The organism is Buchnera aphidicola (Pentalonia nigronervosa) (assembly GCA_014622685.1).
Lineage (GTDB): Bacteria > Pseudomonadota > Gammaproteobacteria > Enterobacterales > Enterobacteriaceae > Buchnera > Buchnera aphidicola_BD.
This window is the reverse complement of record CP061275.1, coordinates 565,938-579,013: the sequence shown is the minus strand read 5'-3', so window position 1 is coordinate 579,013 and position 13,076 is coordinate 565,938. Positions and strand designations below refer to the sequence as shown.

At 26.1% G+C, this 13,076-nt stretch carries 10 protein-coding genes, 1 other RNA gene and 1 pseudogene; 5 read left to right on the top strand and 7 right to left on the bottom strand.

Annotated elements, in window-relative coordinates:
• Positions 1-51: 51 nt before the first annotated feature.
• From tkt to ICW73_02575, 3 genes and pseudogenes are all read right to left on the bottom strand, one after another.
• Positions 52-2,049 (bottom strand): transketolase, encoded by a 1,998-nt coding sequence (gene tkt / locus ICW73_02585; protein ID QNS01835.1) that lies wholly within the window; start codon positions 2,047-2,049, stop codon positions 52-54.
• A gap of 51 nt (positions 2,050-2,100) precedes the next feature.
• Entirely contained in the window at positions 2,101-3,051 is a 951-nt protein-coding gene (tal, locus tag ICW73_02580) for a transaldolase (protein QNS01834.1), read from the bottom strand.
• 207 nt (positions 3,052-3,258) lie between these two features.
• A pseudogene (locus ICW73_02575) lies at positions 3,259-4,478 on the bottom strand (beta-ketoacyl-[acyl-carrier-protein] synthase I).
• Positions 4,479-4,664: 186 nt separating this feature from the next.
• On the opposite strand from ICW73_02575, the gene rsmI reads away from it, so the two are divergent.
• Both rsmI and rnpB read left to right on the top strand, forming a co-directional pair.
• Entirely contained in the window at positions 4,665-5,510 is an 846-nt protein-coding gene (gene rsmI / locus ICW73_02570) for a 16S rRNA (cytidine(1402)-2'-O)-methyltransferase (GenBank protein QNS01833.1), read from the top strand.
• A 33-nt stretch (positions 5,511-5,543) separates the two neighbouring features.
• Positions 5,544-5,931, top strand: an RNA gene (gene rnpB, locus ICW73_02565) — RNase P RNA component class A.
• A gap of 92 nt (positions 5,932-6,023) precedes the next feature.
• Here rnpB and pmbA read toward each other — a convergent pair.
• Positions 6,024-7,364, bottom strand: a complete 1,341-nt coding sequence (gene pmbA, locus ICW73_02560; GenBank protein QNS01832.1) for a metalloprotease PmbA — start codon at positions 7,362-7,364, stop codon at positions 6,024-6,026.
• 228 nt (positions 7,365-7,592) lie between these two features.
• On the opposite strand from pmbA, the gene ppa reads away from it, so the two are divergent.
• Positions 7,593-8,126 carry an inorganic diphosphatase gene (ppa, locus tag ICW73_02555; GenBank protein ID QNS01831.1) on the top strand — a complete coding sequence of 178 codons (534 nt, stop codon included), beginning with the start codon at positions 7,593-7,595 and terminating at the stop codon, positions 8,124-8,126.
• Positions 8,127-8,165: 39 nt separating this feature from the next.
• On the opposite strand, the gene ICW73_02550 is transcribed toward ppa, so the two are convergent.
• Entirely contained in the window at positions 8,166-11,081 is a 2,916-nt protein-coding gene (locus tag ICW73_02550) for a hypothetical protein (protein ID QNS01830.1), read from the bottom strand.
• Positions 11,082-11,440: 359 nt separating this feature from the next.
• Here ICW73_02550 and rpmB point away from each other — a divergent pair, with 359 nt between their 5' ends.
• Together rpmB and rpmG are read left to right on the top strand one after the other, a co-directional pair.
• Positions 11,441-11,668: a 50S ribosomal protein L28 gene (rpmB, locus tag ICW73_02545; protein ID QNS01829.1), complete on the top strand. Its 228-nt coding sequence runs from the start codon at positions 11,441-11,443 to the stop codon at positions 11,666-11,668.
• Positions 11,669-11,680: 12 nt separating this feature from the next.
• Complete coding sequence (gene rpmG, locus ICW73_02540; protein ID QNS01828.1) at positions 11,681-11,848, top strand: 50S ribosomal protein L33; 168 nt, start codon at positions 11,681-11,683, stop codon at positions 11,846-11,848.
• 134 nt (positions 11,849-11,982) lie between these two features.
• Here the strand turns inward: rpmG and fliR are convergent, their stop codons facing one another.
• Positions 11,983-12,750 carry a flagellar biosynthetic protein FliR gene (gene fliR, locus ICW73_02535; GenBank protein ID QNS01827.1) on the bottom strand — a complete coding sequence of 256 codons (768 nt, stop codon included), beginning with the start codon at positions 12,748-12,750 and terminating at the stop codon, positions 11,983-11,985.
• Entirely contained in the window at positions 12,750-13,019 is a 270-nt protein-coding gene (gene fliQ / locus ICW73_02530; GenBank protein QNS01826.1) for a flagellar biosynthesis protein FliQ, read from the bottom strand. Before fliQ ends, fliR begins: the two co-directional genes overlap by 1 nt.
• Between the last annotated feature and the right edge of the window lie 57 nt (positions 13,020-13,076).

Sequence of the window (13,076 nt, the reverse complement as noted above, 5' to 3'; positions counted from 1 at the left end):
ATGGGGTTATAAATATCAACCCCATAACTATTCAAAAGTATTTAATTTACATTAAGTCTTTAAAAAAAATTTTGATTTATTTACTATGTTATCAACAGTAAAACCAAATTTTTTAAATAAATTATCAATAGGAGCTGATGCGCCAAATGTCTTCATACCAATAATTAATCCATTTATTCCAACATATTTGTACCAAAAATCTTCTATACTTGCTTCAATTGCAACTCTTTTAGTTACATAAGACGGTAAAATAGATTCTTTATAAGCATCACTTTGTCTATCAAATACGTTAGTTGATGGCATAGATACTACTCTCGCAGAATACCCTAATGAAACAATTTCTTGTGCTGCAGTTAAAGCAATTTGTAGTTCCGATCCAGTTGATATAAAAATAATATCAAGAGGCGATGGTGAATCATATAGCACATATGCACCATAAGAAATATTATTAATACTTTTTACATCTCGAGATAACTGATAAAGATTTTGACGCGATAGAATCAATGCAGTCGGTCCTACTTGACGTTCTATTGCGCATTTCCAGGCAATTGCTGTTTCTATTTGATCACTTGGTCGCCAAACATCTAAATTTGGAGTTATTCTCAAACTAGACAATTGCTCTATAGGTTGATGTGTAGGACCATCTTCACCTAATCCAATAGAATCATGAGTATAGATAAAAATATGTTGTGTTTTCATTAGAGCAGCCATGCGAACTGCACTGCGAGCATATTCAACAAATACTAAAAATGTTGAAGTATATGGAATAAAACCACCATGATTAAATATACCATTTGCTATAGCTGTCATTCCAAATTCACGCACTCCATAATGAATATAATTTCCAGATAAGTTATCTTTGATAGAACTAGATAATTCACACATAGTTAAATTACTCGGAGATAAATCAGCCGATCCGCCTATTAACTCTGGCAATAATTTATTCAGTTCTTGTAAAATATTCTGCGATGCTTGTCGACTAGCAATATTTTGCGTATTTTCATGTAATAAATTAATATAATTTTTAATATTTTTTTTCCAATCTAAAGGTAATTCTTTGTTTATTCTTCTTAAATATTCACAAGCTAATTTTGGAAATTTCAGTTGATATTCTGAGAATTTTTTGTTCCATGTTTTTTCTAATTTTAAACCTTTTTTAACACAATTCCATTTATGATATATTTTATTAGGTATGTTAAATTCAGAGTATTGCCACTGTAATTTTTTTCGCGTTAGTTGAATTTCATTTTCCCCAAGAGGCGCTCCATGTGCATCTGCTGTTCCTGCTTTGTTAGGAGAACCAAAACCGATAATCGTATTACAAATAATAATTGATGGCTGATCATCTATTAATTTTGCTTCTTTTATGCTTGTTTCTATAGATTGTGCATTATGTCCATCAACATTATCTACAACATGCCAATTATATGATTGAAAACGTTTTTTTGTATCATCTGTAAACCAATTAGCAGTTTTCCCATCTATTGAAATACCATTTTTATCGTAAAAAACAATAAGTTTACCAAGTTTTAAAGTTCCAGCTAGAGAACAAACTTCGTGAGAAATTCCCTCCATCAAACAACCATCACCTACAAACACCCAAGTGTAATGATTAACAATATCATAATTTGTGCGATTAAAATATGCACCTAATGTTTTTTCTGCAATTGCCATACCAACAGCATTTGCTAATCCTTGACCCAACGGTCCTGTTGTTGTTTCAACACCAGGAGTTTCATGAAGCTCCGGATGACCAGGTGTTCTTGAACCCATTTGTCTAAAATTTTTTAAATCATTGATTGATACATCATATCCAGTAAGATGCAACAAACTATACAACAACATAGAACCATGGCCATTAGATAATATAAAGCGATCACGATCGTGCCAAGTAGGATTACTTGGACTATGTTTTAAAAAATTTCTCCACAGAACCTCAGAAATATCCGCCATACCCATGGGCATACCAGGATGTCCAGATTTTGCTTTTTGAACAGCATCAATACTTAAAAAACGCACTGCATTAGCTAATTCTATTCTTGAACACATCTATTTTTTCCTTAAAAACATAAAATATCATATATTAGTAATTTCAAAAAATTACATATTCTTAGATAAAATTTTTTCTAATAACAACTGATCTTTTGAAAAATTTTGTATACCTTCTGATAACTTCTGAGTAGCCATGAAATCTTGATTATGATGCCATCTAAATTCATCTTCAGATAAAGGAGATGATGGCACTAAAAATGTATTTGGCGGAATCAAACAGCGTTCTATTTTTTCATATTTTGACTCTAATTCTTTTAGTAGTATCGGAGAAATAGTTAATCGATCACATCCAGATAAACATAAAATCTGCTGAACATTACGAAAGCTAGCACCCATAATAATTGTTTTATAATTATGTTTCTTATAATAATCATATATTTTACAAACAGATAATACACCTGGATCTTTTTCAATGGAATCTTTTGCAATTAAATTTTTTTCAACATACCAATCATAAATCCGCCCAACAAATGGAGAAATTAAAAATACATCCGATTCAGCGCATGCACGCGCCTGAGCAAAAGAAAACAATAAAGTTAAATTACAAAGAATATTATCTTTTTTCAATTCTGCTGCTGCTTTTATACATTCCCAAGTAGAAGCTAATTTAATTAAAACACGAGTACGACATACACCTTGTTCTTCGTACATATCAATAATTTTTTTCGCTTTTGAAATACACTGATCTGTATTAAATGACAAACGAGCATCCACTTCACTAGAAATATACCCAGGTATATATTTTAATATTTCTGATCCAATATCAACTAATATTTTATCACTCGCATTAATTATTTTATCGCTATGTACACCGCCTTTTTTCTTAGCATATTGCACTGCTTGATTAATAAAATATTGATTAGAATCTAAACTTACTGCTTGCAAGATTAAAGATGGATTTGTAGTAGCATCTTCAGGTTTATACTTGCGAATAAATTCTATGTCACTAGTGTCTGCAACAATCGTAGTAAATTGTCTTAATGCTTGTAACTGATTCATAATTTTATTTCTCTAGTTTTTTTTAAACATCATAATTTTAAAATATATATAAATTATATATATTTTACTGAATATCAGTAAATAATGTTTTTTTAAATTTATACAATTAATATGATGAAACTATTACATTGTTACATCACCATATAATTAAAAATTATTGTAATATTATCAATGCATAAAAAATTTTATATATATTATTTTTGAAAATTATTCATATTTTTGTATAATTAATGATGTATTGACGCCACCAAAACCAAAACTATTGGACATTGCTGTTGTAAAACGTATATCTAATTTATTTTGTAGAATATTAATATTTTCTGCACTAGGATCTAAATTTTCAATGTTAATTGATGGTGCTATAAAACTGTTTTTTAACATTAATAATGTATAAATAACTTCATGCACTCCAGAAGCTCCTAATGCATGACCAGTTATTGATTTAGTTGATGAAATAATTGGTTTTTTTTCATCTGAAAACACCGTCCTTATTGCATTCAGCTCTACAATATCACCAATTTTAGTTGATGTACCATGTGTATTAATATAATCAATAGATTTATTTTTATATTGTTTTGCTAACCGCATACAACGTACTGCTCCATCACCTGATGGTGTAACCATGTTAAAACCATCAGAAGTAGCAGCATATCCAATAATTTCGCCATAAATATTCGCAGTACGCGATAAAGCAGAATTTAAACTTTCTAAAACTATAATTCCAGCACCACCGGAAATCACAAAACCATCTCGGTTGATATCATAAACACGCGATGATTTTGTAGGATATTCATTAAAATTAGAAGATAAGACTCTCATTGCATCAAACACACAAGCTGATTCTAAACTAACTTCTTCTCCTCCGCCTGCAAAAATAATATCCTGATGACCAGACTTAATCAGTTCAAATGCATGACCAATACAGTGTGCAGAAGTGGAGCAAGCAGCACTTACAGAGCAAGTAACACCATAAATTTTAAATAAAGTAGACAAAACAGCTGATATCCCTGAAGTCATCATTTGTATTGCAATATATGGATTGAAAAGTTTTATGTTGCACATATTTTTTTTGCGTTGCAAAGCTTGTGCGTAACATTTTAAAGATCCTAAACTTGAACCAACTATTAATCCAACACGAGGATTTTTTTGATAATTTCGATCTTGTAAATTTGCATCTTTTATTGCTTCGTACATACAAAGTACGGCATATTTCGAACTGTCGTTCATAAAACGATAGATTTTATTTTTTATAACAATTTTTTTTTTAGCTTAATATTGCCCCAAACTTGACTCTTCATCCCTAAACATTTCATTTCTTTTGAAAATTCAATGCCTGATGTTCCATGATATAAAGATTTAAGTACTTCTTTTTGATTATTACCAATACTCGAAATAATCCCAAAGCCTGTAATTACGACTCTTTTCATGCATCTTTCCTATCTTTTTAGAATAACATTTTTATGAATATTCAATGTTGTAAATAAATTAAAAAATTCATTTAAAAAAATCATTTTTTAGTCTTAACTAAAATGATCTTTAAATAGACATAAACATTGACCATTTAAAAAAAAGTTTTATATTATTAAAATATCATATTTATATATGGATAAAAAATGAAGCTATCTCATTCCGGTATTCTTTACATTGTTCCGACGCCTATTGGTAATTTATTAGACATTACTTACCGTGCGTTGAAAATATTAAAAAAAGTCGATGCTATAGCTGTTGAAAGCATTCAACACACAAACATTTTACTTAAACATTTCGATATTAAAAACACTTTGATCTTATTAAACAAACATAATGAACATACACAAAGTGAAAATATAATCGAAAAACTAAAAAAAGGTGCAATAATTGCATTAGTTTCCAACGCAGGCACTCCAAATATCAACGATCCTGGTCATATTTTAATCGTACGATGTCGCGCTTGCAACATTACTATTGTACCTCTTCCTGGAGCTTGTGCAGCTATTACTGCGTTAAGCGCTTCTGGTATATCTACGAATCGTTTTTGTTACGAAGGTTTTCTTCCTATTAAAAAAAAAGCAAGATGTGATCTGTTAAATTCATTGAAAGAAGAGACTAGAACAATAATTTTTTATGAATCAAAATATAGAATCATAAATAGCATAAAAGATATAATAGAACAAATTGATAAGCATCGACATATTGTAATAGCTCGGGAAATAACAAAAAAATGGGAATGTATATACGGAACGCAAGCATCATTAATGCTAACATGGCTGCAACAAGAACAACATCGACACAAAGGTGAGTTTGTTATAATTATTGATGGATTTAAAAAAAAATATGTCAGTTTATCTAAAAAGGTATTAAATACGTTTCTAATGTTAAGAGAACATTGCTCATTGAAACAAGCTGTTTTAATTACTAGCAAAATACATAATATTAAAAAGAACAATTTGTATGAATACGCTGTTAAAAAAACCACATGACAAAAATATTATAATAAGTTACAATCTGTATTTGAAGTTGACCAAACAGTCGCTGTTTAATGTTTTTTATAACATTTAAGAGAGGAAAGTCCGGGCTCCATAGAGCAAGGCGCCAGATAACATCTGGAAAGCGCAAGCTTATGACTAGTGCAACAGAAAAAAAACCACCTATTTTATATCTTTAAAAACATAAAATTCGGTAAGGGTGAAATGGCGTGGTAAGAGCACACCGCATAATTGGTAACAATTTTGGCATGGCAAACTTCCGCCTGGAGCAAAGCTAAATATAGGTCCATTTTTTTTATTATACGTATTGCTCGTACTGATAAAACCTGGGTAAGCTGCTTGAATCAGTAAGTGATTACTGATCTAGATAAATGACTGTTCAAGACAGAACCCGGCTTATAGGTCAACTTCATAATTTATAAAATATTACTAAAATAGTATAAAAAATTTAAAAATAAAAAAATAATCAATTTCTTATTTCTCGTAATTACACAGCATAACTTGAATCTAATAACCAGAAATTTGCATATTTTCTAACAATATTGAACCACATTGAATATCATTACGCGTATCGATATCGTTACTGATGCTAAGAATAGAACGCCATATATTTCTTAAATTTCCAGATATAGTAATCTCATTTACTGGATGCGCGATTTTTCCATTTTTTACCCAAAAACCTATTGCACCCCGAGAATAATTTCCACTAACAATATCGACTCCTTGACCCATTAATTCTGTAACTAATAAACCATTATCCATTTGTCTCAACAATTCTTCAAAAGATATATCTTTAAAACTAATAAACCAATTATAAACATCACCGCAATTTCCAGTACTAATTAAGTTTAATTTTCTTGCATTATAACTGTTTAATAACCAAGTTTTTAATATTCCATTTTTAATAATGTCTTTATAACGCGTAGATACACCTTCATCATCAAACGGTCTACTACCCAAACCCTGTTTAACATGCGGATCTTCATGAATATTAATCCATTCAGGAAATATTTTTTTATTTAAATCATTAATTAAAAATGTAGATCTTCTATAAACATTATTTCCGTGGATTGCGTCAAAAAGATGTGAAAATAACATATGAGATATTTCTGATGAAAAAATTATCGGAGATTTCATAGTACGAATTTTCTGCGAACCTAACCGAGAAATTGCGCGTTCAGCAGATTTTCTACCAAGAATTTCAGGTGATTTTAAAAAATCTGTTTTTCTTGAAATTGAATAATCAAAATCTCTTTCCATATAATTTTTATCTTGAGCAATAACACAATTATATGCTGAATAACGAGTAGATTTATATGTTTCTAGCATACCTAAACTATTACCAAAAATATTTATAGTAAGATGATTACTAAAAAAACTACCTTCACTATTAGTAATCCGTTTATCAAATTTAAACGCTTCTTGCTCTGTTAAAATAGCATATTTTATTGCATTTTTAATATTTAATTCTTCAGGATGGAATAAATCAAGATCCAAAACATCGGAAAACAATAAATTTTCATCTGGTAGTCCTGAAAAAAAATCAGAAGAAGAATATTTAGAAATATTTATAGCAATGTCTAACATATTTTTAATACTATCAACACTAAAATGTTTTAGTGATACACTACCTTTAGAAAATTTATTGTACACTGTAATAAATAATGCGCCATCACTATTAAATGCTATATTTTCAACGATGCTATTTCGTACATTTACACTAATACCAATTGTTTTTTTTATGCATACCTCAACTTCGCTTACTCTATTCTTCGACAAATTCAGTGTCTCTTTAGCAATATTTAAAAGTAAGTTTTCTTCTTGGCAAATATCTTGAATTAACTGCATTTAAAAATCCTTAAAACATATATTTTTATATGTTAACATTATATAAAAAAAACATCTATAATCCAAATAATTACTACGTTTCAAAACGTAATCACTTTTTTATATATAAATAAATTATATTTAAAAGACACACTGAAATATATACAATATTAAAAATATCTATTTTAAAGAAGAATATTCAAACCAATTGAAAAATTACAAAATACGAAATGTATTTAAGGAATAAACGTGAGCATCAATAAAGTAAAGGCAGGAGATAATATCCCTAATGATATATATGTTATAATAGAAATTCCATCGAATTCATATCCTATAAAATATGAAATTGACAAAAAATCCGGTGTGCTATTTGTAGATAGATTTATACCTACACCAATGTTTTATCCATGTAATTACGGATATATTAACCAAACTTTATCACTTGACAATGATCCTTTAGACGTTTTAGTTCCCTCACCTTATCCGATACAATCTAATACAGTTATTCATTGTAGACCCATTGGTATTTTAAAAATGCATGACGAAGCAGGACATGATGCAAAAATCATTGCTGTCCCAAATGTAAAAATTTGTGAAGAATATAAAAATATAAACAATATATCTGACATATCTAATTTATTAAAAAAACAAATTGTACATTTTTTCCAAAATTACAAAAACCTAGAAAACAATAAATGGGTAAAAATTCTTGGATGGGGAAATCACGAAGCAGCGAAAGACGAAATTCATGAATCCTATACACGATATAAAAATAAAATATAATGTTTCAAATCAGATTAAAAAATACCGTTAAATAAAAATCTAAATAACAAAATTTTTTTCATCTATATCTAGATGAAAAAAATGAAAATCTATGTATCCTAATAAACTATATTTTCCAAGAAAATAATGTAAAATCAATCGTGAAAAGAAATGTAATTTAATCCGAGGAACAATTTCAATTATTGACTTGTTACTATTAAATACAATATTCCATTCAAGATTTTGATTTTTATTTAAACCAGATTTTAATGTTAATACAATGTGCCCATTTTTAAGAAAAATTTTTGCATTAATTTTAAAAATTTCTATATTTTTTAAAAAAGAATGGAAACATAAAGCAACATATTTTAACAAATCATGATTCGTAAAAAAAATATTTTTAAAATGTATATCAGCTAATATTTGAGGTTCATACAGTGAACCAGTAATGTTAATATTACTATTAAATATTCCACTAATATGCTTAAATTTTGTATTAAAAAAATTTAAATATGATGCCGAATAGTCTGTAAAAAAAATTCTTCCATTTATCTTTTTTTTCTTATAAATATCTATAATATCTAAATACCCAAAAAAATAACTTTTTTTTGACATATTTTGTAAATTTTTAATCCACCAATTAGTGTGTATTTTACTATTCTGAAAATTAATAGCAATCTTTAAACAATCTATTTTTTTTTGAAGATATATCTTATTACTTCGTTTTTTTAATTTAATATTATCACCGGTTAAAAATATATTTCCATTAGATACACCATTGCCAAACGTCCATTTTAATTGAGTATCAACAGAAAATTGACCTGAAAAACTAATAGAAGATCGTTTAAAAAAATTAAATAAATACATTTTTTTTTGATATATATAATCCGAAAATAAACTAATTTTATTTAAAAAAATATTGCTGGTATAAATTATGTTTTTGTTTATATAATGACTATTAAAAAATATAAAATTTTTTAAATGCCATTTACCCAAAAACGTATAAATATTTAATTTTTTAGCAATGCTATGCCAATTTTTCGACTTTACATTAAAAGTACTATTAATGTTTAATTTCACACGAAAAACATGGCTATTAATAAAAAAAGAAAATTGCTTTTTATACTTTGTCCAAACCGATCGAAAACAAATTGAACGAATAAAAAACTTAGAAAAAAATATATTCTTTGCATTTAAAATAAAATATCCTGAAGATCCATGTATTAAACGTATATTTGTACGTATATTGACATGTTTTAAATATATCTTTTGCCAAGATAAATTACGTCCTATAATATTACCTTTCACAATCGGGTGTAGTCGAACACCATCTATATTTGATACAGCAGTTATCATTCCTTTTAAGTCTGGAAAAAAATACTCTAAATGATTAGCATGTATAAAGGTATTAATATGTAATTGATGATTTACTGAACCGTGCAAAGATAAGTGATTTTTTCCAAAAAATAAGTTCATTTTTGGAACATTTATACAGTGTAAATTTCTAAAATTTAACGAACCTAACAACAACATCTTCTTATCCATAATATTTCCATGTAAATATATCTTCGGAACAAAAATATTACGATTACCATGATATAAATTATTTAATATTTTAATTTTTCCAAATATATTTAACATGTATTGATCAAAATACACATGATCATCGATATTTTTTTTAAATTGTGTAACATGAATGTCATTTAATTTTTTATTTTTAATAGGGATAAAATTAATTTCTTTTAAAAAAATATGCTGAAAATTACCTTTTGCTTTTACACGCATTAATATCGACGGTATATTTTTTATATGAATTATATTTTTAAAAAATATAAAATAATTATTTATGTCACCTTTCAAAATAGCATGAACATGATAAAAATTTAACAAGACATCTGTATTTTCAGAAAAATGTACATGATGACTTCTGGCAGTGATAAAAAATGGATAATTTAATGAATTCAATAAAAATGCACCATGAATTCTAAAATTAAACAAATTTTTACATTTTATTTGAAATACTAAACGATCATATATATTACCAGTGAAACAAACATACATTTTTTTTCTTTTTAAACCAGATATAAATACTGTATTTTTTAAAAAATATGAAATAGATAAATTTTTTTCAATCGTCAAACAACCATGCGATTCTATTTTAAAAAATGGACAAGATAATTTTATTTTCTTAATATTTAAAACATTTTTTTTTATTTTTGCTGTAAACGTAATACTGGAAAAGCGTACATTTTTATAATTAAAAAAAATTAATTCTTGACATTTTACAAACATGACATTGATATCAATAGGAAAAAATGAACTATGCTGTTTTAAAATAGAATTTAATAACAAATATATATTTCTTTTATAAAAAACATATTTTTTTTTTAATAAACTTTTATGCTTAAATTTTTTTTGCATGTTCTTATGAAAAAAAAACACACTAATTTTTTTTATTTTAGTAGGAAATAATGTAATACTGTGATTTTCTGCATTTACTCCGCTCAATACATTTAAAAATCGCATTTCTCCTTGATTCGAGTGCAATAAAATTTTATCAACGTATATTTTCTTTACATAGAATGGATTTCGAATAACAGAATTTTTTTTTAAAAAATGAATTGACATACTACTATTTGATGGAAAAAATTTATCTTTTTTAAATAAAACAATTAAATCTTTTATTTTAATATATTTAAATATTGTTGAAATATGACATAAAGAGTTCATATCTGTTTGTATATGTACATTTGATGCTTTCATAATAAAGTCAGGCTGATCAACATAAACACTCTTAATTTTAAAATCTCTCCAATTACCTGATATACCGTCAATATTTAAATCTAAAAAACAATAGTTAGAAAGATACAAAATATATTTAAATCCAATATTGCTTTCTAATAATAGTAACAATAAAATACAAAAAATAGAAATCAAAATAGAAAATTTAGATAAATATTTTTGGAATACACTCATAAAAGATTATTTTAATTTTAACATTAGTTTATAAAAAAATATTGTTAATTCATTTTAAACAAAGCAATTAAAAATATAATGCATATTATATCAAATTCGGCATCAAAATGATATTTTTCTATATTTCAATTTTAAAAAAAATATTTAATTTAAACTAAAAAATCAAAAAATATACTTTTAACTACACAATTATTAAAAAATAATATAAATTTTAATAATAAAACACCTGTAAATAATCACAATATGCATTCAACAATACTAAAAATATCTATAAACACTGATATTCTTTAATATGTTATTATTCTTATGATGCATCAAATATTATTCAATATGTTTTAACTCAAAATAAGGAAAAAATTATGTCCCGAATATGCCAAATTACTGGAAAAAAAAGAATGATTGGTAATAATCGATCACATGCTATGAATGCAACTAAAAAAAAATTTTCCCCAAACATACATGACCATCGTTTTTGGATACCAGATCAAAAAAGATTTATAAAATTAAGAGTTTCAACAAACGGGATGCGTATTATTGATAAAAACGGAATTGAATCTATCATAAAAAATATAAATTGTAAAAAATAAGGATTTTTAATAATGGCAAAAAAAAATCGTGAAAAAATAAAAATGATTTCATCTGCAGGAACAGGACACTATTACACAACCACTAAAAATAAAAGAAACACACCAGATAAACTACAATTTAAAAAATATGATCCTGTAATTCGAAAACATGTCTTATATAATGAGGGAAAATTAAAATAAAAAAATTTCTTTCTCTTTCTTAAAAAAATAAAGTATAATTTTAAAAAATTATACTTTATTTACAGATAAATTAAACATTTTAATTATTATTACGTATATAACTATGTAAATTCTAATAATGAAAAAACTCGTTTTTAGAAAATCTGAATATATAAAGACAGCAGTTTAATTAACATATTTTTAAAAATTGGCAACATATCCGAAATTAAAAGATATAACATTAACATACCAATTAACAAATTTAAAGGAAAACCAATAGAAAAAATAGATATTTGAGATGATATACGATTTAATAGACTCATGACAAAATTTAATGCTAATAAGCAAATCATAATCGGAAAAATTAAAATAATACTATCAAGAAAAATATGACTAAAAAATTGTAATAATATTAAAAATGTATTTTTATGAATAAATACTATATTAATTGGTATGCTATTAAAACTATTAACTAATACAGAAATTATGTCAAGATGCGCATTTAATGCCAAAAAAAAACAAAACATTAAAATATTTAAAAAACGTGATATTATCGAAACACCAATGTAATTATTATGATTAAAAAAAGTTGCAAATGATAAACCCATTTGCAAGCCTATAATTTCTCCAGATAAACTAATTGCTGAAAAAATAAACTGTGTAGTCAAACCCAATACAATACCAATTAAAATTTGATAAAAACACGTAATTATACCAAAACATGAAAATAATTCTATATCAATTGTAGGTAAAAATGGAAAAATCAACCAACTAATCAAACTAGATAAAATTATTTTACTCTTTCTACTAATAATTTTATTGTCAAAAAAAACAGCCGTTGAAAAAAAAGAAAAAATTCTTATTAATGGCCAAAAAAAACTACTTATTAACGCAATTAGTTGTGTAGAATTAAATGTAATCATTATTTCACGATTAACGGTATACTATTAAATAAATTATGTATATAATCTAACATAACACCCAACATCCAAGGACCAAATATTGCAATAACTCCTACAATAGAAATAATTTTGGGAATGAAAGACAATGTTTGTTCATTAATTTGTGTTGCAGCTTGTAATATACTAATAATTAAACCACTGATTAATGCAGCTAATAACAACGGTGCAGATAAGATCAGTGCAACTTTTGCAGATTGATGAAATAATTCCATGACATACTCAGGCGTCATAAAAATCTCCGTTTATTAAATAAATTTAAAACCTATCATAATAATTTATTACTAAAA